We start from the raw sequence: 26,020 nt of genomic DNA, 5'->3' as shown, positions 1-26,020 counted from the left end.
GAAGCGGTTGCTTCACCCCTACCACGTTTCTTCCTGCTGCCGCTGCCTTGCCGACAACTCCCCGCAGACGGTATCAAACATCTCCCCCGGCTCCGGTGGCGGTATCGATTCGAAGCGCCGCACCGCCTCGTCGATTTCCCCTTCAGCCTTGCCCTTCATCTCGGCGGCGTAGTCCTCGTTCCAGAGCCCCCGTTTCGCCAGGAACCGCTCGTAGCGCAGGATCGGGTCCCGCTCCCGCCATTTCTCCAGGTCTTCGGGGGAGCGGTAGCGGCTGGCGTCGTCGGAGGTGGTATGGTCCGACATCCGGTAGGTGAGGCATTCGATGAAGGTGGGACCGCCGCCGTTTCGGGCTTTCTCCAGGGCTTCACGGGTGGCCCGGTAAACGGCCAGGACGTCGTTGCCGTCCACCTGGATGCCGTCGAAGCCGTAGGCGACCGCCTTTTGTGCCAAGGTTTGGGAGGCTGTCTGTGAGGAGAGGGGGACCGAGATGGCCCACTGGTTGTTCTGGCAGAGTAAGACCGCGGGGAGTTCCAGGACCCCCGCCAGGTTGAGCCCTTCGTGGAAATCCCCCTTGGAGGTGCCGCCGTCGCCGAAATAGGCCGCTACGGCGATCCGGTCTCCCCTGACCTTGGCGGCCAGGGCAGCGCCTGCCGCGTGGGGTATGTGGGTGCCGACCGAGACGCAGATGGGAAAGATGTTCTTCCCGTCGGGAGTTCGAAGCCCCCGTTCGTCCCCGCCCCAATACTGGAAGAGCTGGTGTATCGGGTAGCCGAGGGTGAGGTGGACCCCCATCTCCCGGAATGAGGGGAAGACCCAGTCCCGCTCGTGGATGGCGAAGGCGCTCCCCACCTGGGCCGCCTCCTGCCCCAGGACCGACGGGTAGGTGCCGATCCGCCCCTCCCGCTGGAGGGCCAGGGCGCGGCCGTCGTAGGTGCGCGTGAGGAGCAGCAGGTAGTAGATGCGGCGCAACTCATCCCCCGAGAGGTCGGGGAGTAAGCTCTCGTCGGCGGTCCCGTCCGGGGCGATGAGCTCCAGGCGCCTGACGGAAAATGTGGCGAGAATCGATTCGGGCATGGGTAAAGGGTAGCGGTAAGCGGCCCGGAGTCAAGGGGAGGTGAGTATCCCGGTTTTAGGCTTACCGCATTAACCGCAGCAGATAGATGAAGGTGCCGCCGACTGAAAGTCCAGAGAGATAGCCGGTAACCTGGTTGATGGCCGTTGCCGCCGCCACCCGTCCGGGGTACGTTCCGATGTCGGTGGCCTCGCCGCTGAATTCGATGATATCAAGCCATTCCTTGTCCCAATGATAAATCTGTAGATACAGTAGCGAGCCCTTCCAGAGGAAGATGAACAGGAAAGCGACGCCAAAGGCGACGAAACCCCTGGAAATGTTGGAGCCCTCAATAACGAGGTAAATCTTGTAGATCAGGAAGATAACGAACAGCGACAGGAATACCCATATTGCCGTTTCGATTACCTTGAATTCCCTGAGCACGTGGTAATTGGGTTTGGGGTTGACGATCAGCAGCAGGGCTGCCAGGAGGCATATCAGGACGGTTGTGAAGTAGACCGTGCTCTTGCTGCCGGTAATCTCGAACGTGCGGCAGAAGATGTAGTATTCCAGGAAGCCGTGGGCAATCAGTAAAATGGCCAGGGCACTGGTGATGGAATGGAAAGCTGTTACCTTGTTCCAGAGGATCCATGGGTTTATCGCATAAATCTGGCTCAGAAAAATGAGGAACGAGCCGGTGGAAATACTGGTCCAGATCCTCGTGTTTCCTGAACTGAAAGAAAGGCTTACCACCCCGGCAAAAAACCAGCAGATAACGAGAATAATCCCCTCAACCCCTATCGATGCGATGTCGAAGTTGGCAAGGGCAAACATGATAGTATGGATAAATCCGGTTTCCACAAGACCCTCCGCTTAATTCACCAATCCGTTTTGTAGTTCGTTCCGGAATGCGTTCAGCATCTCCTGAACCCTCGAGCTTCCGGTCAGCAACCGGGCATTTTTCTCCAGCATGTCGAGAAAGCGGGCTACGTTTGCAGGGTCCTGCAAGGCTGCCCTGCCGCCAAGGTCGCCGAGCAATTTCTCCAGCATCCTGGGGCCCGCTTTGCCGAGAAAATTGACAGACATCTCTTTCAGTCGATTTTCCAGTTGCGCGAGGTCGGGCGATGCCGGCGGCCGCATGTTCTCAAGCGGTTCCCCTTTGGGAATATGGAACATTCCCTGTCCTCCTTGTGTGATGATGTTTGTTCAGAGAAAATTCATCCGTAGATATTATCTATTCGGATAATCAGATTGAAAGTTGAGAAATTTTTTAACGAAATTTTCAAATCCAGCGGATTGATGTAACCGTGACCCGGCAGCGGCACACAAAATCCCTGGAAGTCCGGCAGGCTGCCGGGGCATACGTGCGCCCTCCCCCTAAGTGGTTGCCGAATTGGTTGGGTTTAGTGAGTTATGGATAATTTGTTGGTATGATAAATGTATAAAATATTGATGTAGCGATGTTTTTTGGAGGTTGTTGATAGAGGTAATAAAAAAATTGTCTGATTTGCAGGGTTTAACGCCAAGTGCTCTGATGGTGAAATTTGTCATCGCTCAGTCAAATGACCGGGTGATTGGTGTGTTCTATTTGCCATGTGCAGGGTCTTGCCATTGAAAAGGGGGACTACGCATGATGACGATGACATGGTGGGGACGCAGCCGTTTACTCCTTGTTGCCGGCTTTATCGTTGCCTCCGTTTCTCCTGAAGCATGCGCTGCTTCGATGGCCTGTTACCAGTGCCATGGCAGTTCCGGCGATTATCGTCCCATCGATTCTGCTTTCCGCTCCATCACAACCGGCGGTTTTGCCGGCAATCACCGTACTCACATGGCCACGCCGGCATCGCCGGCCGCCTGCGTTTCCTGTCATCCCGGCAGTTCGTCCTACACATCTTCCCACCGTGACGGATGGATCAAAGTGGCGGGACGCATTAACGATTCTTCCCTTGTGACCCCCTATCGAAATTCCACGTCAGCCTTCAGGCAGAGCCCTTCCCCGGTGCCTGGCAGCTGCAATGCGGTGAACTGCCATTTTGAATCTCCCACTCCGGTATGGGGGAGCAGCCCATCGGGGACGACCTGCTCGACCTGCCACGGCGCACCTCCTTCGGGGGATGCCGGCAACGGCTACGCCGGGGGGGACGCCGGCAGCCATGGTAAGCACGGTGAGTATTACAGCGGCGCCGGCAACTGTGTTAAATGTCACGTCGACCATACTGTCGAGCCGAGTCCCTTCGCCCATGCCACCAGTGGCGGAAAACGGGGGCTTGTGGTGACGGAGAGCTATTCGGCGGCCTTTTCGGCCATAACGGCCTACCTGCCGAGCCGCGCTGCGGCGCACCGGGAGAACTACGGCACCTGCAGCAATACCTACTGCCATGGCTCAACCTTGAGCCGGGAAGGCGACAGGAATGGCGGCACCAACACAGTTCCAACCTGGGGCGATGCATCAACGGCCCAGTGCGGATCGTGCCACGGTGCGACCTCCGCTAATCCTCCCCTGCGTGGCAGCCACAAGACCCACGTTTCGGCGGGGCAGGCCTATTTCACCCCCGTCAGCGGCGGCAAGCCAGTTCCTCCCAGCCCCGCGTTTTACTACATTTATGGACGGCAGACTGGTTGTACCGTCTGCCATTCGGGCTATACGGGCGTCCATGTGAACGGCAGGGCCGACTGGCGCTTTGATGCCGCCACGCACCCCCTGCTCCGGGAGGCCCTGTACCGGGGGATGTCCAGCGGGTCGCAGGCCCCGGTTCCCAGCACCACTTCGGGGCAATGCACCAACCTGTACTGCCACAGTATCGGCCAGAGCGCCACGGGTGGCCCCCTCAGCGGCCAGCCGGGAGAGTATGCGTCCCCCACCTGGGGTAACGTGGATGATGGCCGCTGCGGCACCTGCCACGCTGCGGACAATATGCATGCGTATGTGTACGGCGGCATGCCCCAGGCGTCCCCCGAGATTTCTTCCGGCAGCCACACCAAGCACCTCCAGTCGCTGGGCGGCATCCCCGGTGGGGCTGATCGGTGCGCCCGCTGCCACAACTACGGGGGATCGGATACCCTCAACGGATGTGCGTCCACCTGCCACAACAACGGCGCCCTTCACGTGAACTATCGGATCAATGTGGCGTTTCCACCCATGTATGGCGGCACCGTCTATACCGGCACCACGCAGCCGGGAGACGGCTACGGGGGCTGCTCCGGGATTTCATGCCATGGCGGCACCTCTGCCCAATGGGGCGTTGGAGCCTGTCTCGACTGCCATTCTGTGGCCCAGGGAAAGCGGGTTGCCGTTACTTCCCAGTTCAGCGGCGGCTCCCATCACGTGCAGGGTGGAGCCACCAATTCCCACTGTTACCAGTGCCACTGGGAGGCAAATGGAAACGGCACCATCAATGCCGCTTACCATGGCGGAGCGGCGAACCCCGGCGCCCCGGTCGATCTGGTGGTTTACGGGCTCGGCTCCCGGCCGGCATCGTACCAGCTGGCCGGGACGGCAACCGCCGTCCAGTACACGGCAAACGGCTCGCGGGGTGAGATCCAGAAGGTGAGCACCCATTGCCTCGGGTGCCACCGGGACGAAAACAACGCCACCGTCCCCTTCGGCGACGGCAAGACTCCGCGGCAGTACGCCTGGGACGGGACCAGCGTTGCCGCTCGCTATTCCCAGGCTGCCACCACGGCATGGGGGAAATACACCTCTGCCTCCCTTCCCAATGTTGCCAAAAAGAAAATCGCCAAGGCACTCTCACCCCATGGCAATGCGGGCGCCAACGAGCGGGGCTGGAACACCACCACCGGCGTGGACGGCACAATCGCCAATACCAGCGGCGCGGTTGGGGTCCAGTGCTACGACTGCCATAACTCCCACGGCTCCGCCGTTGCCGGGATCACCAGCCGCTATTCGAGTGCCACCGGCCGTAACCGCGGGGGGATACTCAAACAGACGGTCAGGGGGTTCGGCGGCTATTCGACCACCTATGCTCCGACTGCCGGCGGTTCCGCAGGCGAGAAAAACTACCGCAATCCCGGCGCCAGCCTCTGTCTCGACTGCCATCTCAGTTCAACGCCGAAACAGGCCCTTGCTTTCCGGGGCTACACGACCCCCTGGGGCTACACCTCCACCTACGGCGCGAGCCAGGCGATTCTCGGCTACTGGGATTCTCCCTTCATGACATCGGGAATTGACGGCTCGAAGCAGCGGTATGTCTACAAGCAGCAGAGCCTGGTGAAGGGGGGGCACTTCGGCGCGTCCGCTCCCCTTGCCTCCTCGCCGGCATCGGGCATCGACGGCCTCTGCACCCCTTGCCACGACCCCCACGGCGTGAGTCCGACCCTGGGGGGCGACATGCAATACGCTGTGCCATTGCTCAAGGGGACCTGGGTGACCTCCCCCTACCGGGAAGATGCGGCGCCCCAGTGGAATTCCCCCCAGATTGCCAGGAGCTGGTACAGCACATCTCCCTATCGCATCGATCAGAACAGTTTCGGCGCACGGCCAAGCGATGCGGTTGCCGCCGGTATCAGAGAGCCGGACTCCCGGTTTGCCGGACTATGCCTCACCTGTCACGCCAAGGGGAGCCTTACGGACGGCGTGACCCACACCTGGAAGAGCAAGGACCGGATCCACGAATCGGTCAAGGGTTGGAAAACCGCCAACGGAACCATCAAGCATACCTATACCTGCTCCAAGTGTCACAGTCCCCACACCAATGCCGTACTCCCCCGTCTCATGGTGACCAATTGCCTCGATAACAGGCACAAGGGGCGCCTTGGGCTGAACTATGCTCCGGTTTTACAGGGATCAAGCTCCGGCGATTGGGGAGAGGGGAGCGGCCACTTCCCCGGAAGCTACAGCAGCTATGGTGACAGCAGCCCGGGGAATTATCCATCCTCCTGCCATGAAGGGAACACCGGCAACGTGAACGACCAGGGGTGGAACGTCGTGACCCCGTGGTCCTACGAGCCCCCCATTACCATAACCAGCGGCCCGACAGTCTCAAACTATACGGCCAGCTATCTGTCGGGAGTGGGGGGCACCATCAGTTGGAACACAAGCCTCGCGGCCAGCACCTTCGTGGATTACGGACTCACGGCCGGTTATGGCGCGACGGCGGGAACGGCCGACCTGGTGAAAAACCATGTCCAGGTGGTGAATAATCTTGAAAATCACACCACGTACCACTACCGCGTCCGCTCCGTTTCCTACTCGGGCCGCTCCATCGCTTCGGCTGACCAGTCCTTTTCCATATCCCTTCCGCCGACCGTTCCAACTCTCGATCCCCGGGCCGATGCGCTCTGCACCGGTTCCTGCGCCGTCACCTTGCAGTGGAATGCCTCCCAGGATATCCCCGACAACGGCCCCGTAGAATATTATGCAGAAGCGGACACGACGAGCGCCTTTAACAGCATCAACAGGAAGAATTCCGGCTGGATCAGCGGGACGAACTGGACCCCCTCCCTTTCAACGGCCAATACCTGGTACTGGCGGGTCAAAGCCCGGGATGGCGGGCACCCGGAGGCGGTGTCGGCATGGTCAACCGCAAGCTCCTTCCGGCTGACCACCGCCTTGCCCCCGCCGGCCTCCACCATTATCAATCCCGGCAGCCGGGGGTATGCGAGCGACTGCGTCAACCCGGTGCCGGTCGTGCTTGAATGGACAGCGGTGGCAGCGCCGGATGCCGATCCCGTGGATTATAACGTTGAACTGAACGGTGCCTTGCAGGGATGGCAGGCCGGCACCAGCCTGACAATCCAGGCGCCCCCCGAAGGGTATTTCACCTGGCGCGTGCTGGCACGGGATATCATCCACCCCGACGCCATCTCCTGGTCGGCAACGGACGCGTTCGGCGACGGAGGCGGTTGCTGGAGCGGCAGTTGCCCGCTGGTCTTCGCCTCGGACGGCACATCTTTCCGGTATGTGACCGACCTGCAGGGACCGGTCCTCGGCCTCGGCTCAGCCACTCTGCGCAAGGACGTGGGGATCTTCCAGCCGATCTATACCGTCCTCTACGGCCTGGCGGCCGACGGCAACAACGAGTATCGGGTTAAAGTGCGGGAATCGCTGCCGGAGATATCCTATCTCGACGAGATCAGGCTTCTGGCCGTTGACTATCCCAAGGGGTACCGGATCGAAACGTCGGGGGGGGAGAACACGTACCACTACGGCTACGTCAACCCCTTCCGCATCTACACGGTGCGGAACCCGGTCCTCCCCCTGTCGGCCACGGACAGGCAGGGCAACGACATCCTGGCCCGGCTCACCGCGGTGGACGATAACCCGGCACCCCTTTCGGTAGACGGCTCCCTCGATTACTATACCCTGGACTTCGGCCCCATTGCCCGCCCCGAGTACGCCAAGCTGCTGATCGACGGCTGGTCCGTCTACGGGGTGAAAAAATTCGTCACCGATCAGGTCGTTCAGCCCTTTGTGGAAGTGGTCGACCACGACGGGAACTGGGTCAAGGTCAAATCCTTCGGTACCCCTGCCGGCGATCTGAAGACCATGGTGGTGGATTTGTCGAACCTCTTCATCAGCCAGGATCACCGCATAAGGATTCACGTCGGTGTCCGCACGGCGAGCCGTTGGCTGGCGGACCGGGTGCGCCTCGACGATTCTGCCCCCGTGGCGGTATCGGTGCGCGAACTGCAACATTCGGCGGGGACTCTGCGTGAAGAGGGTCGGGCGGTCCGGGCGATGAGCACGATGCAGCATCGGCTGATTGCCGAGGACATCAATCTTCCCCTGATCCCGGATGCCCTCGGCTACGGGCGGTTCACCCGCCTCGGGGATGTGGGCGAGCCTCTGGCGGCCCGCGACGACAAGTATGTGATCATGCGGCACGGCGATACCCTGGACATGGTATTCCCGTCGCCGGGAGAGCCTGCGGAAGGTATGAAGCGCGGGTTTGTGCTGAAGGGGGAGCTTTACTACAAGGTATTCGACAACAATAATGAAGTTGAGCCGATACCGTACCGCGGGATGCAAAGTTATCCCTACGCGCCGCCGGATACCTATCCCGTCGACGGGGAGCACCAGCTCTACCTGCAACAGTACAACACGCGGGAATACCTGCCGTAGCTGAGTGCGCCGGCTGACATAAAATGAAACCGGGGGGGCGGATGTATCGCCCCCCTTCCTGTATTTGGCCTTTACCTGGACGTATCTCGCCGAGGAGATGCAGATCCCGGCTTTTCCCGTTGACGAGGGAGAGATGCGGCGCTTACACCTTGAACTGCCCCACCAGCCCTTGCAGTTCCGTTGCCAGGCCGGTCAGCCTGCTTGCCGCCGACGCTGATTCCTGGGCGCCGCGGGCCGTTGCTTCCACAACCGTGGTAATCTGCTGGATATTGTTGGTGATCTCGGCGGTGGTGGCAGTCTGTTGTTCCGCCGCCGTGGCAATCTGGCTCACCTGGCCGGTCACCCCGTTGATTCTGTCGAGAATCTCCTGCAGGGCGTCGCCCGACTTGGCTGCTTCAGAGGTGCCGGTGGCCACCTCTTTAACCCCTTCTTCCATGGAAGAGACAGCCCGTCCGGTTTCCTGCTGGATCCCCTTGATCATTTCGCCGATCTCCCGGGTCGCCTTTGTGGTCCGTTCGGCCAGGGCACGCACCTCGTCGGCTACCACGGCAAATCCCCGTCCCTGTTCCCCGGCTCGGGCCGCCTCGATGGCGGCGTTAAGGGCCAGCAGGTTGGTCTGGTCGGCAATATCCTGGATAGTGCCGATAATTTCGCCGATCAGGTCACTTCGTGCACCCAAGCCTTCAACTGTCTGGGCAGCTTCACGCACCCGTTCCGAAATCCGGTTCATGACGGTTATGGTTTCCTCAACCACCCGGCTGCCGCCGGAGGCCGAACTGCTGGCCTCCCGTGATCCTTCTGCCGCCATCATGCAGTTGTTGGCAATTTCGTTTGATGTTGCCGCCATCTCCTCGCTGGCCGTGGCCACCGTTCCTGCCTGGGCCGCCACTTCTTCAGCGCCCGTGGCCATCTGTTCTGACGTGGAATAGACCTGGCCGGCCGCCGCTGCCACTTGGGACGTGTTTTCAGCAACCATGGCAATGATCTGCTGAAGTTTCTCGACAAAGAGGTTGAAGGAGCACCCCAGACGACCCAGTTCATCGTTGGAGAGAACCTCGATCCGCTTGGTCAGGTCCCCCTCTCCCTGGGCTATGTCGTCCATCATGGAGTTCATTGCTCTAAGAGGTTTGGTGATGCTGCGGGTGATGACGATGGTTATGGCCACGGCGAATACAAGGGCAATGGTCAGACAGATGATTATTGTTGTGACGGCGGTTCTTCCGATGTCGTCGACTTCCTTGGCCCTTTTGTCACTTATCTCGAAGGACGTCCGTGTCGCCTCTGTGGATACCTTCTCAATGGCGTGGGCTGCGTCCTTGACCGGTTTCATCTGCTCGTTTGCCTGCTGAGTGCTGGTGATGGCGCCGGACTTGATTTGCCCCAGCAGTTGCCCAAATCCTTCCACGTATTGTTTGTAGTTTTCCTGAATTACGGCGAACTGGCTTTTACCCTTTTCGTTGAGCTTTAAATCGCTTGCCTTGGAAATCCACATGTCGAGACGTTCTTTCTTCTCGCTCCATTTCTTTTCATATTCTGCGATTTTTTCAGGGTTATTTACATTGATGAAGATGTCCTTTTCGTACATTCTCATGTACAGGACGTTGGCCCTTACCCGTGAAAAATATTCTCCGGCCTTGACTTCCTGGTGAAGAATCTCATTACTGGCTTTGTTGATTTTCTTGACTCCAAGGAATCCCGCGCCACCGGTGACCACAAGCAACAGCACCACAAGCCCGAATCCGAAGCCTAGTCGTGCGCCGATCTTCAAGTTTCCAAACATACATCCTCCCAACCGCCTTTGGTGTGAACGGCCGAACTTGTTCGACCCATCCGGAACGCGTACCGTTCCTCTCTCTATATTATTCTTGTCGGCATTGATCTCGGGTTGCTTTAGAATAATTTGGAACGATTTAATGATATTGATATAGGGATTATAGGGGCTTAGGGGGCGCCTACGGTGGACGGATGATGATTTATTGGGTATCATGTGAGCAACAGTTAGAGGCTGGTGGCGTAACAAAATATCGTCAGGGGAGCCCTGATTGTTAACAAGTGAGTAGTCGGGGGGATGAGGGCCTTCAGGAAGAGCTGAGTCGCCGTGCGTATTGACATGATTCCACGGTGGGTGCTATTAGAGCTAGTTCGTGAATGGATTGTGGTTCTGCGGAGCCGGAATGGGAGAGGCGAGCGTGAAACGGGTGTTCATCGTTGGATGTGGCGATATCGGGAGACGGGTAGCACGGCTTGCCATGGTCGAGGGTGCTGAGGTCGCGGCACTCGTCCGTTCGGAGGAAAGCGCCGCCAGACTGAAAGGTCTAGGCATTAGCACCGCGGAGGGGAACCTGGACGATGCCGCATCCCTTTCCGGTCTGCCCACGCGGGATGCCGTTGTCTTCTACTTTGCCCCTCCGCCCGGGGGAGGGATAACCGAACCTCGGGTTCGTGCTTTCTGTGCCGCCATCAGGCCGGGCGACGAGCCGATAAAGGTAATCTATCTCAGTACCAGCGGCGTTTACGGCGACTGCGGCGATGCGGAGGTCACCGAGGAGACCCCCGCCAATCCTCAGACTGCGAGGGCGAAGAGGCGCTACGATGCCGAAACTGCGGTGCGTGCCTGGGGGGAGGACCGGGGCGTTCCGACCGTCGTGTTGCGGGTCACGGGCATCTACGGGCCGGGGCGGCTTCCGCTCCAGCAGTTGTCAAGCGGCCAGCCGGTACTTCAGGAGAGCGATGCATCCTTTACCAACCGTATTCATTCGGAGGATCTGGCCCGGATTTGCATGGCCGCAGCCGAGCGGGGTGAGAACGGCGATATCTTCAATGTGAGCGACGGCAATCCCGGCACCATGACGGAGTACTTCACCGCCTGCGCCGATGCCCTGGGCTATCCCCGTCCCCGCCAGGTGACCATGGAGGAGGCAAAAAAGGTCATGACTCCTCTCATGCTTTCATATGTCACCGAGTCGCGGCGTATGGGCAATGCAAAGATGCTCCGGAAACTGGGGATTAAATTGCTCTATCCGACCTTGCCGGAAGGTTTGAAAGCAAGCGTTGACCGTTAACGGGGGTTGGAGTGGGGGAGGGGCGGACACCTACTGGAGATAAGACCGCTTTGCCATCACCTGGCATATGAGGAGTAACTGCCGGCATTGGGGCGAGTCATTATGCTTCTGGATGACCTTCCGGACCGACAGCAGGTCGCGGATTACGGCTTCGCCGTTTCTGACAAGCTGTCGTGCCCGTTTATCCTGCCGCACGTAGGGTGCAAGGAGTTCCAGCGCGTTGGAGATTTTCCGCCCGGCAATGACCTGGTCTTTGAAACTTTTGAATTTACCCGTTTCCAGTTGATCGCGGGCAGCATCAATCTCATTTTCAAAATAGCCGAGTATGCGGTTGTATATGGTGTCAATCGCCATGATTCCCTGCCGGAAAAATCGGGATGCCTTGCCTGGATGAAATGAATTGTATTATACGCTAGTTAGATATTCTCTTCGGCAGCCTGCTGTTTTTCTTTAGGGTAAAAATCGCTTATTATATTGACTCTGCGACACTTTCCTGAGGTTGCACGATGAAAGATTTTTAGATTTCAGGTTGACATTCCGGCAGGTTGAAGGCTATTAATATGCGCTAATTCGCCCGTCTGGATCGGTAATTTTGTTGGATGAGGGGTTCGGAATCTCTCAGAAAGGGACTAAAATCCGATGAAACAGGGACTGTATAGATTCGGTAAGTTACTGCTTGGAGCTGCTTTATTGGGGGTGATCTCGGCTGGTGCTGGCGTCGCGACAGCTGCGGATCAGGCGGCAGTCAAGGCTGAGATGGGAAAAAGGTCGAGTACGCCGGTGGCGACAGTCCAGATTCAGAAGCAGCCGGAGATGTTCGCATCTGATCCGCCTCCACTCACGGCAACCCAGTGTGGACAGTGCCACCCCTCCGTTTTTCAGGACATCAAAAAGGAAGGCGGGCGCCATACCTTCACCTGTCAGGGGTGTCACAAGAGTTTCCATAGCTACAGCCCCCGGAAGAACAACTGGGACGAGATCATGCCCAAGTGTTCCGATTGCCACACTCCGGCAACTGTTGCCCATGCGCAGATATTCGACCAGTGCGCCGAATGCCATACAAATCCCCATGCAATCAAGAACATGCCCATGAGCCAGAAGCTCCTGGCATCCTGCGCTACCTGCCACGTCGGGCCGCCGGCGGAACTGAAGCAGTTCCCCAGCAAGCATACAAACGTCTCCTGCGGCGACTGTCACACGCGCCACGGCTTCATACCGTCCTGCAACATGTGCCACAAGCCCCACTACGAGGGACAGGAGTTCAAGACCTGCGCCAGCGAGTGCCATCCCGTTCACAAGCCGAAGGAGATCACCTACAAGAAGGACGTTGGCGCCCGTACCTGCGGAGCCTGCCATGCCGAGATATACGCCACCTGGACCAAGACCCCCAGCCGGCACGCCAAGGTCAATTGCGCCGAATGCCACACCAGGCACGGCCTTATCCCCCAGTGTACCGACTGCCACGGGTTGCCCCACAGCAAGCCGCTCCACGAGCGGTTCCCGAAGTGTCTGACCTGCCACCAGGATGCGCACAACCCACCAGTGCGGCAGCGCTGACGGCAAACCTCGCGGGGGCCTTCTTCGGAGAAGGGGGACCCCGCAGCTGCTTTATCCAGATGTCATGGTTTTCTTTCAGGGAGGATGCGTGAAGCTTCAGCTAGGCTTTACCTTAGGGGTTTCGATACTGGCCGCGGCGCAGCTTACGGCACCGGCGGCGGTTGTTGCTGCCGATCTCGGCATCACCTCCGACACCATTGTTCGCCTCTACGAGCGGGACGACAGCGGTGGGCGGCAACGCTCCCTTCTGCCTGTTTACGAGTTTCTCCGGCTTGATTACACCGCTCCGAAAGCTCCGGGCCTGTCGCTTCATGCGTACGGGTGGGGACGGGCGAACCTGAGGGATGACTTCGGCAATGCAGATGATACGGTCGACGGAGAACTCATCTACGCATACCTTGACTACCTGGATCCGAAGAACCGTGACTACCAGGTCCGCGCCGGGCGTCAGTACATCTTCGAGGGATTGATGCGGGAGGCGATCGACGGCCTCTACGTGAAGACCGATATGATGCCGACGGTGACTGCTTCGGCCTACGCCGGTTTACCAGTCAACCTGGAGGATGAAAAGGGGAGGGGGGGCGACTGGATCTACGGCGCCCGTGTCGCACAGGGGATTCCCGGCCGCTACGACGTGGCACTGGCCTACAAACAGACGCTGAATCACGGCTCCACCGATGAACAGCTTGTCGGGGCCGATGCCACATTGCTCCTTCCCGCCGACATGACCCTTTTGGGGCATACAACCTACAATCTCGTCACTGGCGGATGGGGAGAGCATTCCTACGAGCTGAGGCTTCCATTCAAGGCCTTTGAGCTTCGCCCATTCTATCAGCGCTACCGGTACGAGGATTTCCTCAACCGGCGGTCCGGCGGCTCCGCACCCTTCCGTTACATGTCCCAGCTTGGGGAAAAGGTGGATATCGCGGGTACCGAGGCCTTCTGGTACCCGGCGGAAAACGTCGAATGCGGAGCCCGCTACAAGCATTACGAGTATGACAGCCGCTACGGTTCCGCCAATATGTACACGGTGCTGGCTGCCATCAGGCGCAAGATATTTTCCGAGGTGGGGGGGGAATTCGGCCGGGTTGACGGGGACATGGCCCAGAACCGGTACTATCTGGGCAGGGCCTACGCCTATTGGGATGTGGCCCCGGTCTTCGTTACGGCTGATGTGGTTTATGTGAACTATGACGAGGGAGATGTCTGGAGCATGTACGGCGAAGACAGTGCTTTCTTCGCTTCGTTCGGCGTTGGAAGGAAGTTCCTCGATAAATCACTCAACGTGAAGCTTTCTCTGGACTACAGCCAGGATCCCTATTTCGACAAGGATTACCGCGGCACTCTCGCCGCTTCCTACGCCTTTGGCAAGTGACGGCTGAGGACGGAGCAACCTAATATGAAAAAAAGCGTAATTTTGATATTTCTCGCGGCTGGGCTGCTGGTCGCTTTCCTCGCGGCGTGCGTCTCGACCCCCGCCTACCGCCTGCCGGCCAAGCATCCGCAAATTTACGAACTGGGCGAACGCCGGGAGTTCTGCACCAAGTGCCACGGCTATAAAAAAACGCCGGTGGACTTCGAGCGCTACAACCATACGCCGCTCTTCACCGAATCCCATCGCCTTGTGGCCTACCAGGACCAGCGGATCTGTGCCCTCTGCCACGAACAGAGCTTCTGCAACGACTGCCATGTGACCCACACGGAACTGAGACCGTCGATCAAGAACCAGACGGAAAACTACCGGCGGATGCAGCACCGGGGGGAATATCTCTCCCGTCACCGGATCGACGGCCGCCTCGATCCGACTTCATGCTACCGCTGCCACGGCAATCCCCAATCGTCGCAGACATGCCGGCCGTGCCATGGGTAGCGGAATGAGACGACTGCGCGGAGACAGTATGCGAATTTCCTTGCTTACCATGGTGGCGGTTGCGGTGATGCTGCTTGGCGGGTGCGGCGGCATGAACTCCTCGAATTCCGATGCGCCTAAGGCGGATGAAGCCCATGAGCCGTCATGGGTTACGTACCACCGGAATGCTTTGATTGATACTTCTGCGCCGTTTGACCAGTACTCTACTGGTCGTGCTCTTATAAACAGTCACATTATGAATGAATGTGATGTTTGCCATGCCAGGGGTGTGAGAGACCTGCATAACGCACCGGAATGCCTCAATTGTCACATCCTTGACCCTGTTACCTATCCATTCCAGTGTTACTCTTGCCACGGTGGAAGTCCTGTTGTCACATTTGATAAATGGTTCGCCCGCTTTTCCTCGGCAAGGCGGGGAACACCCATTAGCCAAGAATTCAGAGACAATGTCAGCAGCGGGAATTACCATAAGCGCGACGTCTCGCCTGCAACAAACCACGATGTGCTTCATTTGCAAAGTGTCGATCAGCAAGTCTGCAGGCGCTGTCACGATGACCCGACAGGCCAAGAGCGAAGCCTGGCGGACAGGCACCATGCTCTTATGAACAGCAATGAACCGTGGGTAGCCACCGACGGATGTTTTTACTGTCATAGCTTTTCGTTTATCATTGGCCCCGGTGGGATACCTGAATTTGATTTCACCCCGGATCGAAATTGTGCCATTTGCCATAATTGACATTCTCCTGACCTGTGGGGCAAGGCACGAGAAATGCAGAAAATCCGAAGAAGGGGGGGAGCCGTAATGATGCTGGATAAATCTGTACAAAATACCATTAATGGTTTCGAAGGCTCCATCGCCGGTCTTCCGCTCAGCGACGTAATCCAGTTGAAGGGGCACAACCGCTTCACCGGCGCCATTTCGGTGGAGTTCCGTAAACGGAAGGGGATGATTTTCTTCCGTGACGGCGACATCATTCATGCAGAGCAGGACGGGGCATCCGGCGAGGATGCGCTTTACGAGATTCTTCGCTGGCCCGGCGGACGTTTCGCCATTCAGCCGAAGGTGACGACTACCGTCCGCTCCATCCAGCAGTGTGTCAGCTATCTCCTTATCGAAGCCCACCGCATCATGGATGAGGAAAACGCCGGGATGCGGCCCAAGGTGGCGGCCGATGGGGGCGAGCATCGCAAGATGAGCGTTATCGCGGAACGGTTGCTCCAAATCGCCGGGGTTGAGTACGCGGTGCTCCTAAAGAAGGACGGCACTCCGGTCGAGGACGAGAGCGCCGATGCAAAAGCCCTTGCCGCCAAAGGGTGCTGCCTGTCGGGTCTCGGCAACAGGCTTGGGGACATCTTCGGCCTCGGAGGGGTGAAATCCGCGGCAGTATATGCTAAAGGAGAACAGCAGCTTCTCTTTGATGCGAAGAACCACTATATTTCCATTTCCGTCGAGCAGGAAAGCTCCCTCACCCAGGTTGAGTCGGATATCCGTGCTTCCTTCGGAAGCAGGAAATAGTGGACTGGTAGAGGATAGACGATTCACATGGACGCAATTCTCCAAAAACTCAATGCTGTTCCCGGTGTGGTCGGAAGCCTCGTCTGCGGTCACGGGGGCGTTCCCGTGGCCTGCGTGTTTCCTCCCCTGTTCGATACTGCAATCATCGAGGGGGTCTGTTCCGCCGTTGCAGACCCCGCCGAGGGGGCCATGAATGCTGCCGGTTCCCCCGAGCTCATTGATTTTCGCTATGGGGATGGTCGAATCGTCGTGAAGCCCATGCATGATGCCTTTGTGCTGCTGCTCTGCACCAAGAAGGTGAACCTCGGGGAGTTGACCATTTCCCTGAACGTGGCAAAAGCAAAGCTTGAGTCATGCATGGCGGCCCCCCCGGCGCCCCCGTCGAAGGGCGTTGCCGGAGCCTCTAACCTGTTGGAGTTGCCGGTGTGCCATCTTGCTGACAGGACAAAGGGGAGCTCCTTCGAGCAGTTCGGTATGGCGGCACTGACACCGGCTACCGTTACGCAGATTGCTTCTTTTTATAAGAGTGAACCCTTCAAAAAGCTGAAACTCACCAACAGAGTTAATGGAGTAGCCGGAGTTTTTCCTGTCATGGTAGTCAATGAAAGTGACTCATTCTACGACGGGAAGATAATTCTCTGCTCCGCCATCGAGAAAAAGCTTGAGACGGTGCAGGGTGATGGCCTGCTTGTCGAAATTGCGTAACGCACTCCGTCAATAATATTCCCGCCAGTTTGCTATCCTCGTTAAACCCCCGGCATGCCTCAAAAAACTAAGGTTGCCTTAGTGGGAAAATCGGGTAGAGTGTACTCGGTGGCATTTCCACCATGGTATTTTATCCCTCCTGCAGTTCTCCATAGACAAAACGGTGCAAAACTAACGTCTCAGAGGTCTGTCATGTTTGCTTATGATCAATCGCTGTCTATTGTTGAAGCCGATGAGGCCGACGTTGTCGCGATCCATCGTTCAACGGAGTCTTTGACAGTATCCCCGGAAGGTCTTTCTCCACGTCCGTGCAATGCTTATGTCTGCGTCATCCAGCGAAAGGGTGTGATTCGGGTTTATGTTGTTCTCGAGCATTCGGACCGGAAGGGGAGATGGGTATTTACTGCGCCGGAGAGCGCCGGGGAGGGGGATGCTTATCTCCCGCTGCTCAAGGAAGGGCTTGCGTTTGCAAACTCCCTCGGGTTCACCCTGCATGAGGTCAATCTCAGCTACGGCAAAGCGATGCGCGAGGTTGTCATCCGTGATATTCCGGTAATTCGCCGTCCATCCGCGGTTGAGCCGGTGAGCGCTGACGCATCGAAGGGGACTGTGCCGCCGGGTGCGCCCGCTTCTTCCCTGGGAGACGGGAAGAAGGAAGTTCCTCCGGAGGAGAAGAAGGGGGCGGCTCCTCCGGTTGAGAAAGCGCGTGAGGTGAAGCCATCTCCCCGGGACGAGAATGAGGCTAAGGTTGTTGCCGAGCGCCTTGCCGCCGAAAAGGCGGAAGCGGAACGGGAATCTCGGGAGAGGCTTGCTGCGCTCAAGGCAAATATTGACCTCCTGGTCTCGGAACGGAAGGCGCAAGACGCCGCCTTTTCGACCCAGGAGGAGGAGCTGCATGGCGAAATTGCCCGATTGACCAAGGAAAAGGAAAAGGCCGAGCGTGAACATGAAAAGTCGACTGCCCCCCTGAAGGGGACGGTCGACCGCCTCAAGGGAGAGCTGGAGTCGCTGGGTAAGGGGGCATCGGCGGCGGTTGCATCTCTCCGGGACGAAATCTCGTGGCTTAAGGCCGAGAAGGACAAAGCCGGGGAGGAAACTGCACGGGAGGAAGAGCGGCTTCGTGCCGAGGTGGCACAACTGACTTCCTCGCGGGATAAAGAGGAGCGCGCTGCCGCCAAGCGGATCGAATCCCTCAAGGCGCAGCTTTCATCACTTGCTGAAGAACAGGCAAAGTCTGAGGAGCAGAGGGCGGCCAAGGTCAAGGAACTTGAGACCGAGGTGGAGCGGCTCACCGCCGAGGTGTCGTCGTCCGGGAAACGGGCCGCCAAGGACATCGCCACGTTGGAGTCTTTGCTGGAAAAGCAGAAGGCAAAAAAGGAAGAAGCCCGCAAGTCGGCTGTTGAACGGCTAGTTGCCCTGGCCGCCGAGGTTGAGGTGCTGGAGGCTGAGCGGGAGGCCGTCGAACAGATCCTCTCCCGGAGAGGCGGCGGAGAGATGGCCGAAACACTGGCGCGGGCCGAGGCTGAGGTGATGGCTCTCCGGCGCGAAGTGGAGAGGCTTGCGGCGGAAAAGGCCCTTGCCGAGCAGTCTGCCGCTGCCCGTCTTTCGTCCGTTCAGGCGGAAGTTGTCCGTCTCGCTTCTCCGGCAGAACCCACTGCTCCGTCGCGCCATGGGCGCGTGCAAAGTGTCAGGGAGGAACCTGCACCAGTCAAAGAGGAGCCGGTCAAAGAAAAACCTGTCAAACCGAGGCCTCCTGAGCCTGTACCTGTTGCTGCCGCAGCGCCTCCGGCTGTTGCCGTCGCAGGTGATTGGGACGATGATGTTGCCTCTGCCGTGGAGGAGGCTCTTAAGGAGGGCGAAACCGACCCCTTCAGTTTTATGGGAGGGGGAGAGGATTTTGTTTCCTTCGGTGCCCCCGGCGGAGAGGGGAATTCCGGTGCGGGCGTGGAGTTCAATCTCGACAAGGCGCTGGATATGATCGAGTGCGGCAATCCGTCGGAAGTCATCGATGTCTACAGTTCTCTCAACGTAGTGAATATTACCCCGGCGGGGCGCCCTCCCCAGCCCTGCGGCGCCTATATCATCGCCCTCAAGCGTGGGGAGCGCTTCCGGGTCCACGTGGCATGGAGCCTGACGGTGGACAATTCAACGCTTGTCTACTCTCCCGAAAAACAGCCGGCGGACGCGGCGGAGTGCTCCCGGGTGGTGGGGGATGCTCTGGGTTTTGTGGAAACCGTCGGTTTCATGATGGATTCGGTCAAGCTCAATGCCGATCCGGACAAGCGGGGGCGGGCTCTGGCAAAGATTCCGGTCCTTCGCATCAAGGGGTAGAGCGATAAATACCTAAAATCAAACCCCCCTTGTCAGGGGGGAAGCCTTGAAGCCTGGAGGTGTGGAGGGTTTTTCTGTTTACACAATCTTCCCGGTTCGTTAGAGTTGCCGGATTGATTTCGTTACCTATCCATGCAAGGAGGAAAGTCGTATGAAAGCAGTTCTGCTTAACGGATTCGGCGGTCTTGATGTGCTCACGGTGGGGGAGGTTGAGAAGCCGAAGCCGGCGGAGGGGCAGGTTCTAGTGAAGGTGGTGGCTACTTCCATCAACCGGCCGGATCTTGTGCAGCGTGAAGGAAAATATCCGCCTCCGCCGGGGGATTCGGAGATTCTGGGGCTTGAGGTCTCCGGCACCATCGAGGAGCTGGGGCCCGGCGTGACCGGCTGGCAGGTGGGCGAGAGGGTCATGACCCTGGTGGGTGGCGGCGCCTATGCCGAGTATGCCGTTGCCTATGCCAGCCACCTGATGCGGATTCCCGAGACCATGAGCTTCGAAGAGGCGGCCTGCGTCTGCGAATCGAGCATCACGGCGTTCCTCAACATATTCATGGTCGGCGGACTCAAGGACAACAATACCGTGATCATCCACGGCGGCGGCGGCGGGGTCAATACGGCCGGCCTCCAGCTCTGCAAGGCCCTTGTACCCTACACGAAGATCATCGTCACTTCCCATCCGAGCAAGATGGAGCGGGTGAAGGAACTGGGGGCCGACCTCGTCATCGACTTCACCCAGACCCCCGATTTTTCCGAGACGGTTAAGGAGTTCACCAACAAGAAGGGTGCCGATGTGATCCTCGACCATGTGGGGGCCAAGTACCTGGCGCCCAACATGAATTCACTGGCTTACGCCGGGCGTCTGGTCATCATCGGGGTCATCAGCGGCATCAAGGCCGAGCTTAACCTGGCTCTCATGATGGTGAAGCGCCAGCAGATCATCGGCTCCGTGCTCCGGTCGCGGCCGGTTAAGGACAAGGGCGATATCGTTGCCGAGTTCACCAGGACGGCGCTGCCGAAATTCGCCGACCGGACCATCGTTCCGATCATCGAGAAGGTGTTCACCATCGACCAGGTGGTGGAAGCCCACCGGATGATGGAAGAGGATAAACACTTCGGGAAGATCGTACTGAAGATTTCCTAGCAGACAAGAGGAGGGGTGCCGGCGACGGTGCCCCTTCTGCTTAGGATGAGGAGGCAGCCATGACGGCACCGCAGTCAGTCAGGGACCTGGACCTTAAGCACCTCGCCAGCCGCACCTTTCATCCGTCTCCCGTGGCCTGGGAGGACCAGGTGCTCTACTTTCTCCTCCTGGACCGCTTTTCCGACGGCAAGGAAACCGACTGCCGCGACAACCGGGGACGGCGGGTGACGAAGGGGGGAACGCCCCGCTTCCGCCCCGGCGATGAGGGAAACGCCATCGGCACCGAGCCCGAAGCGTCCGCCTGGCGGGAGGCTGGAAACCGCTGGTGTGGCGGCACCCTCAAGGGGCTCACGGGGAAGATGGGGTATCTCCGGCGGCTCGGGGTGACCGCCGTCTGGGTGAGCCCCCTCTTCAAGCAGTGCTCCTTCGTTCCCACCTACCATGGCTACGGTATCCAGAATTTCCTCGATGTGGACCCTCACTTCGGCACTGCCGACGATTTGCAGGAGCTGGTCCGCGTTGCCCACGCCAATGATATCTACGTCATCCTCGACATCATCCTGAATCACGCCGGCAACGTCTTTGCCTATGACCGGGGATACACCCCCTATGACGGCGCGACGGTCTATCCGGTGGAGGGGTTCCGCGCCGCCGACGGAACGCCGAACCTTCCCTTCGGCCCCATCGACACCGAGGCCGGCCCCTGGCCCGACGGCGCCCTCTGGCCCCGGGAGCTGCAACGCTTCGACGCCTTTACCCGCATGGGGTACATCCGGGACTGGGACCGCTATCACGAATACCTGGAGGGGGATTTCTTCGATCTGAAGGATATCCATCTGGGGGATGGGGAGGCCGATTCCTTCCGCCCCTCGCCGGCGCTCCTGGCGCTCTGCGATGTCTATAAGTACTGGATTGCCCTTGCCGACGTGGACGGCTACCGCATTGACACGGTGAAGCATATGGGGGCCGGGGCTACCCGCTTCTTCGCCTCGGTTATCCACGAGTTCGCCCAGGCAATCGGCAAGGAGAACTTCTATCTGATAGGTGAGATTACCGGCGGCCGGACCAATGCCTTCGAAACCCTTGAGACCACCGGACTCAACGCAGCCCTCGGGGTGGACGATATTCCGCTACGGCTCGAGGATCTGGTGAAGGGGAAGACGAATCCCATCGATTACTTCGATCTCTTCAGAAACTCGCTCCTGGTACGCAAGGAGTCCCATGTATGGTTCCGCGACAAGGTTGTGACGGTCATCGACGACCATGACCAGGTCTGCCGCGGTGCCAAGAAAGAACGATTCTGTGCCGGTGCCCCCGTGTGGCGCAAACTCGTCCTCAACGCCCTTGCCCTTAACGCCACAACCCTCGGCATCCCCTGCATTTACTACGGCACGGAACAGTCATTCGACGGCGAAGGAGGTGATGACCGCTATCTCCGCGAGTGCATGTTCGGCGGCTCCTTCGGGGCGTTCCGTACTCGGGGAGTCCACTTCTTTGACGAGGAGAATCCGGTCTACCGGGAATTTTCGAAGATCCTCGCCCTGCGCAGGAAGAAACCGCCTCTGCGCCGGGGACGCCAATATCTGCGCGAGATCTCTGGGGACGGGGTCAACTTCGGCCTCCCCTACGTAATTGGGGGGGAAATCCGCTCGGTGGTCCCCTGGTCGCGCATCTTCGATACCGAGGAGATGGTGCTTGCCATCAATACCGATGTTGACGCTCCGCGCACCGCCTGGGTTCTCGTTGACGGGAGCCTCCACCGGGAAGGGGATCGCTTCAGCTGCCTGTATTCAACCGATTCGACCCGGATTCGGGGAAAGACCATTGCCCGGCGGGTTAATGACGTCATTCTGGCGATTCAGGTAACAGTGCCGGCCGCCGGGTTCGTGATGTTCGAACGGTGCTGACTCACTACTGGGTCTGCCCCCGGAATTATGGCCCATGGTTTGCTGTTTGAGTTGGTTGGGGCGTTCAAAGCCCGATTTTACCTGGGGAGAAGCGCATGTGGACCGATGATTTGACAGTGGGCATCGATGAAATTGACAGTCAGCACAAATCGCTTTTCCTGCAACTGGAGAAGCTTCTGGATGCATGTGTTGCCGGCGGGGAACGGGAAGAGGTGCTGGCCATGCTTGACTTTCTTGATGATTATGTGGTGACCCATTTTGCCACTGAGGAGGGGCTTCAGCGGGAGCATTGCTATCCGGACTTTGAAAAACACCGACGGGAGCACGAAGGTTTCCTGCACCGAATCAACCTGTTGAAGGAAGAAATAGCCACCTCCGCACCGTCCCGGGACTTTGTCCTCAGGGTAAACCAGGCACTCATAGATTGGCTCAGATCACATATTCTTACCGTAGACAAGGCAGCGAGCGAATTTCTTCTCAAGAAAATGGGCCGTAACCCGATATAGTTAACCAGGGGAGGCGATGGCCTCCCAGTTATCAGACCGAACGGTGGGGGAAGGTATGCCAGAATTTTCAGATGTACCGCGGGATATGGATGTGTTGGATTCTATACTGTCCAAAGAGACTAAGAACGGGTTCCTGGTGGATGTGCGCCTCGTGAAACGGCCGCGTCAGTACGAAGCGGCTCTCTTTCTCAATGGCAAATACAAGCATGGGCCGCCGGTGCCGCGTCCCCTTGATAACCCTTCTACGGACGCGACCCACTGGATGGGGGTGCGCCCAAGCGTCGGGTTTAACGAGGGGGAGGCCGAGACGATTATCGACGAGATCATGTCCCAGAACCGGCTTCGCCGCATAACGTTCACGGATCGTTGGGGCAAGGAATACGAGTACGACTGACGGTTTCGGGCTTTAGACACATAAAACGGGACTCCGGCGCATGGCGCAGCCGGGTCCCGTTTTTTGTTGCCTTCCGGCAGATTAACGCACCGTAAAGCTGGTTTCGCGCCGATCCTTTGCCGTGGCGGTCTTCACCGTTGAAATCACCTTGTAGGTCCCTTTCTTCGCGTCCTTTGGGAGAATGATGGGGATGGTGAAAGTGTAGGTGCCTCCACTGTGGGTAACCATGGCCTCGGGATTGCCGACGAGTTCGCCCTCATGGTAAATCTCGACGGATTCGGTCAACGCCACCTGTTCGCCGGTTGTCGGAGTGAGGAGCGCGTAGGTGGACTGAACCTCCACCCTTTCTCCGGGTGCGACGCTTGCGGGGATGGTGGTCACGTTTTCAAGGCGGATCATGGTTCCCGATGAGGGTTGAACATTGTATCTGGCAGAGGTTTCTTCGGCGGTTAGCTTTTTGTCGATGGTGTAGTTGCCGATGACCCCGCCGATGAGTGCCCCGGCCAGCCCTCCGAGCACCGCCCCCTTGGTCCGCGATCCTTCTCCTGCCAGAATTGCGCCTGCGAGGGCACCGGCGGCGCCGCCGTACCCCGCCCCTTTCGCCGCGCCTTCATGTTCCTTCGGCACGGTGATGCATCCGGCAATTCCAACCAGCGTGAATGCTGCCAACGTCAATAGTGTAATCAACTTTATTCCCATGGTGTCCTCCCTGGCTCCGGCAAGGCCGTGACAAAACTAATAATTCCCGACGGACATAAGTATAGCGTGAAGGGGGACTAGTGCAAGGGGGGGGGGATCGACGGAGTGAGCGGCGGTATCAGGAGCAGACGCGGTTGCGCCCGCTCCCCTTTGCCCGGTAAAGCGCCTGGTCGGCTGCCTTGATGACGTCGGATGGGTGCCGGCGGTCGCCGTTGTTTTCGGATACGCCGATACTGACGGTAACCGAAACGGTGCTGTTGCCGCGACTCGACCCGTGGCGGAGTTTTTTCCCCTCCTTTGGCGAGTTCGGGCGATCGGAGCTGCGCAGGCGCATTTGGTAGTCCGCTATGGTCCGGCGCAGTTCTTCCAGGCTTTCGATAATCTCGTCACGACCCTTGCGTGGGAAGAGGATGGCAAATTCTTCGCCGCCGTAGCGGTATGTTTTGCCGCCTGACCCCACACTGCGCAGCTTTGACGCCACCATCCGCAGAACCTGGTCACCTACGTCATGACCGTAGGTGTCGTTGAACCATTTAAAATGATCCACGTCGACCATGGCAACGGTGTAGCGCCGGCCGAGCCACGTGAGCTGCTCGTTGAGTGCCCGGCGTGAAGGCAGCCCCGTCAAGTCGTCCTTGAAGGCCATATTGTATGAGTCTTTGAGAACACCCAGGGTGAGTATGGCTGCTGCCGTAGTCATGAAAACCGGCGTGAGGTGGTCGGTTGCGATGCCGTTACAGGCGACCGTGAAGGCCGCCATGACCCCCAGAAGGCCGGCGTCGATGGGGGATTGGCTCTTGATGGCCCTCGCCGCAACCACAATCCCCCCGAGGGCAATGACCGGCAGTGCCGGTTGGGGAAGGATGAGCCCGGCCAGGATCTGGTTCTCCGTAAACCTGCAAGCGAGAAACTGCTGCACCGCCACATGTCCCGGCTCAACGGCCCATCCCACAAAAAGGGCCTGGAGCCCCAGAAAGGTGAAACGGAGGCGGCCGGCAACGGTGACGATCCCCCGTTCGCGCATGAGGGAGAAAATGGCGATGTTCAGCGGAACGAGAACGCAGGCCGACTGGAAGAGCACCGTGGCGGCTATTCCCGCCGGCGCTCCTCTTAAATGCCCCTGAAAGCTCCAGTAAACGGCGGACAGCACGAGAAACATGAAGAACGGTCTCCCGCGGTGGAAATAGAGCGAGAGCAGGAGTCCCATGGCAATGATCAGGTAAGGAGCGGAAGGGAGAAGTGCCAGCTTCCCCGAAGGGAGCATGGCCACCTGGGGAAAAAACCAGATTGTTGCCATGATCAGCCCTGTGGGAATGAGAAAAATAGTCAGATTTTTCATTGAAAGAGCATGCACGCTGCAAAGGCTCCTTATCGATGGCTCTTAAGCAATCGTATCGGAGAAAAATGAGAAAACTTTAGCCAATATTTTCTTGGGAAAAGAGCGTCATGGAGTCGATGTCCAGTGCCACGAGGCACCCCATGCCGGGTTTCTCCGGGTATGCGCATCCGTTGTCCAGGACTATCCGGTCGGTTGCGAGCCCCCGCAGTATTTCAGTCCGGTTCATGGGGGTGTGGCCGCCGATGACGCGACGGCCGCCTGTCAGCTCCTTGCGGACTTCCAGGGAGCGGCTCCATAGCATCGCCTCGGTATCGGCAAAGGGGTTGGGAATGTCGAAATTGAGGCTTGCGTGCACCAGTACGAAGTCCGGAAGAATGCGGTAATAGGGCATCTCGGCCAGGAACCGGCGGTACTTGAGGGGAATGTCGCAGGCGTCCTCCACGCCGAAACTGTCAAGGGTTGCGCGGCCGCCGTTCAGGATCCACATCCTGAAGAAATCGCGGTCGCTGCAACTGTTGAGAAACATCTCCTCGTGATTTCCCCTGAGAGGGAAAACCCGATATCCCTTCATGACGAGCCCCATGAGGATGTCGAGAACCTCACGGCTGCGGGGTCCCCGGTCTATGTAATCCCCCAGAAGGTACAATTCGTCGCAGCGCTTCAGGCGGATGACCTCACGGAGCAGGCGATCCAGCGTCAGGGCGCACCCATGGATATCTGGGATGACGAAGCGGCGGGAGAGGCTGTTTTTATTCACTAATATACCGGTGATAAGTAAAATTCCTTCGACACAATAAATATTTATACCATGCCGGCCCCTCTCAAGTAAACCTTGCAGTCGTCAACCTGCATTGATGGCCAGGT

General features: G+C 58.6%; 21 protein-coding genes. 13 read left to right on the top strand and 8 right to left on the bottom strand.

The genetic code is table 11. From position 1 onward, the window contains the following. Positions 1 to 18: 18 nt before the first annotated feature. The 3 genes from pdhA to JZM60_RS00835 all read right to left on the bottom strand — a co-directional run bounded on the left by pdhA (position 19) and on the right by JZM60_RS00835 (position 2,227). Entirely contained in the window at positions 19 to 1,074 is a 1,056-nt protein-coding gene (gene pdhA / locus JZM60_RS00845) for a pyruvate dehydrogenase (acetyl-transferring) E1 component subunit alpha (RefSeq protein WP_207163666.1), read from the bottom strand. 61 nt (positions 1,075 to 1,135) lie between these two features. Further along, complete coding sequence (locus JZM60_RS00840) at positions 1,136 to 1,912, bottom strand: hypothetical protein (RefSeq protein WP_241426321.1); 777 nt, start codon at positions 1,910 to 1,912, stop codon at positions 1,136 to 1,138. Positions 1,913 to 1,924: 12 nt separating this feature from the next. Further along, positions 1,925 to 2,227, bottom strand: a complete 303-nt coding sequence (locus JZM60_RS00835; protein WP_207163665.1) for a hypothetical protein — start codon at positions 2,225 to 2,227, stop codon at positions 1,925 to 1,927. 454 nt (positions 2,228 to 2,681) lie between these two features. Here JZM60_RS00835 and JZM60_RS00830 point away from each other — a divergent pair, with 454 nt between their 5' ends. Further along, positions 2,682 to 8,132, top strand: coding sequence for a CxxxxCH/CxxCH domain c-type cytochrome (locus JZM60_RS00830; protein WP_207163664.1), 5,451 nt, complete (start codon positions 2,682 to 2,684; stop codon positions 8,130 to 8,132). Positions 8,133 to 8,274: 142 nt separating this feature from the next. On the opposite strand, the gene JZM60_RS00825 is transcribed toward JZM60_RS00830, so the two are convergent. Continuing rightward, entirely contained in the window at positions 8,275 to 9,912 is a 1,638-nt protein-coding gene (locus tag JZM60_RS00825; protein ID WP_207163663.1) for a methyl-accepting chemotaxis protein, read from the bottom strand. A 409-nt stretch (positions 9,913 to 10,321) separates the two neighbouring features. On the opposite strand from JZM60_RS00825, the gene JZM60_RS00820 reads away from it, so the two are divergent. After that, the gene (locus JZM60_RS00820; RefSeq protein ID WP_207165383.1) at positions 10,322 to 11,194 is read left to right on the top strand and encodes an SDR family oxidoreductase; all 873 of its coding nucleotides are present in this window, start codon (positions 10,322 to 10,324) and stop codon (positions 11,192 to 11,194) included. A 30-nt stretch (positions 11,195 to 11,224) separates the two neighbouring features. On the opposite strand, the gene JZM60_RS00815 is transcribed toward JZM60_RS00820, so the two are convergent. Continuing rightward, positions 11,225 to 11,548 (bottom strand): hypothetical protein, encoded by a 324-nt coding sequence (locus JZM60_RS00815; RefSeq protein WP_207163662.1) that lies wholly within the window; start codon positions 11,546 to 11,548, stop codon positions 11,225 to 11,227. Between the two features lie 342 nt (positions 11,549 to 11,890). On the opposite strand from JZM60_RS00815, the gene JZM60_RS00810 reads away from it, so the two are divergent. From JZM60_RS00810 to JZM60_RS00760, 11 genes are all read left to right on the top strand, one after another. Further along, the gene (locus JZM60_RS00810) at positions 11,891 to 12,751 is read left to right on the top strand and encodes a cytochrome C (RefSeq protein ID WP_241426414.1); all 861 of its coding nucleotides are present in this window, start codon (positions 11,891 to 11,893) and stop codon (positions 12,749 to 12,751) included. 88 nt (positions 12,752 to 12,839) lie between these two features. After that, positions 12,840 to 14,126 carry a hypothetical protein gene (locus tag JZM60_RS00805; protein ID WP_207163660.1) on the top strand — a complete coding sequence of 429 codons (1,287 nt, stop codon included), beginning with the start codon at positions 12,840 to 12,842 and terminating at the stop codon, positions 14,124 to 14,126. A gap of 24 nt (positions 14,127 to 14,150) precedes the next feature. Next, positions 14,151 to 14,621 (top strand): cytochrome C, encoded by a 471-nt coding sequence (locus JZM60_RS00800; protein ID WP_207163659.1) that lies wholly within the window; start codon positions 14,151 to 14,153, stop codon positions 14,619 to 14,621. 4 nt (positions 14,622 to 14,625) lie between these two features. After that, the gene (locus JZM60_RS00795) at positions 14,626 to 15,357 is read left to right on the top strand and encodes a hypothetical protein (RefSeq protein WP_207163658.1); all 732 of its coding nucleotides are present in this window, start codon (positions 14,626 to 14,628) and stop codon (positions 15,355 to 15,357) included. Positions 15,358 to 15,423: 66 nt separating this feature from the next. Further along, a complete protein-coding gene (locus tag JZM60_RS00790; RefSeq protein ID WP_241426320.1) occupies positions 15,424 to 16,137 on the top strand; it encodes a DUF4388 domain-containing protein in 714 nt (237 codons plus the stop codon). 27 nt (positions 16,138 to 16,164) lie between these two features. After that, positions 16,165 to 16,842, top strand: a complete 678-nt coding sequence (locus tag JZM60_RS00785) for a roadblock/LC7 domain-containing protein (protein ID WP_207163657.1) — start codon at positions 16,165 to 16,167, stop codon at positions 16,840 to 16,842. A gap of 192 nt (positions 16,843 to 17,034) precedes the next feature. Next, on the top strand, positions 17,035 to 19,173 hold the full coding sequence (locus JZM60_RS00780; RefSeq protein ID WP_207163656.1) for a coiled-coil domain-containing protein: 2,139 nt from the start codon (positions 17,035 to 17,037) through the stop codon (positions 19,171 to 19,173). A 151-nt stretch (positions 19,174 to 19,324) separates the two neighbouring features. Continuing rightward, positions 19,325 to 20,311, top strand: a complete 987-nt coding sequence (locus tag JZM60_RS00775; protein ID WP_207163655.1) for an NAD(P)H-quinone oxidoreductase — start codon at positions 19,325 to 19,327, stop codon at positions 20,309 to 20,311. Between the two features lie 59 nt (positions 20,312 to 20,370). Beyond that, positions 20,371 to 22,218, top strand: a complete 1,848-nt coding sequence (locus tag JZM60_RS00770; RefSeq protein ID WP_207163654.1) for an alpha-amylase family glycosyl hydrolase — start codon at positions 20,371 to 20,373, stop codon at positions 22,216 to 22,218. Between the two features lie 95 nt (positions 22,219 to 22,313). Beyond that, complete coding sequence (locus tag JZM60_RS00765; RefSeq protein ID WP_207163653.1) at positions 22,314 to 22,724, top strand: bacteriohemerythrin; 411 nt, start codon at positions 22,314 to 22,316, stop codon at positions 22,722 to 22,724. Positions 22,725 to 22,779: 55 nt separating this feature from the next. Beyond that, positions 22,780 to 23,118, top strand: coding sequence for a hypothetical protein (locus JZM60_RS00760; protein WP_207163652.1), 339 nt, complete (start codon positions 22,780 to 22,782; stop codon positions 23,116 to 23,118). A gap of 81 nt (positions 23,119 to 23,199) precedes the next feature. On the opposite strand, the gene JZM60_RS00755 is transcribed toward JZM60_RS00760, so the two are convergent. The 3 genes from JZM60_RS00755 to JZM60_RS00745 all read right to left on the bottom strand — a co-directional run bounded on the left by JZM60_RS00755 (position 23,200) and on the right by JZM60_RS00745 (position 25,913). Then, the gene (locus tag JZM60_RS00755) at positions 23,200 to 23,817 is read right to left on the bottom strand and encodes a hypothetical protein (RefSeq protein ID WP_207163651.1); all 618 of its coding nucleotides are present in this window, start codon (positions 23,815 to 23,817) and stop codon (positions 23,200 to 23,202) included. A 118-nt stretch (positions 23,818 to 23,935) separates the two neighbouring features. After that, on the bottom strand, positions 23,936 to 25,114 hold the full coding sequence (locus tag JZM60_RS00750) for a GGDEF domain-containing protein (RefSeq protein WP_241426319.1): 1,179 nt from the start codon (positions 25,112 to 25,114) through the stop codon (positions 23,936 to 23,938). A 118-nt stretch (positions 25,115 to 25,232) separates the two neighbouring features. Continuing rightward, positions 25,233 to 25,913: a metallophosphoesterase family protein gene (locus JZM60_RS00745; RefSeq protein ID WP_207163649.1), complete on the bottom strand. Its 681-nt coding sequence runs from the start codon at positions 25,911 to 25,913 to the stop codon at positions 25,233 to 25,235. Between the last annotated feature and the right edge of the window lie 107 nt (positions 25,914 to 26,020).

This window comes from Geobacter benzoatilyticus (assembly GCF_017338855.1).
Taxonomy (GTDB): domain Bacteria; phylum Desulfobacterota; class Desulfuromonadia; order Geobacterales; family Geobacteraceae; genus Geobacter; species Geobacter benzoatilyticus.
The sequence above is the reverse complement of the archived record's forward strand: the minus strand, read 5'-3'. Positions and strand labels throughout refer to the sequence as shown.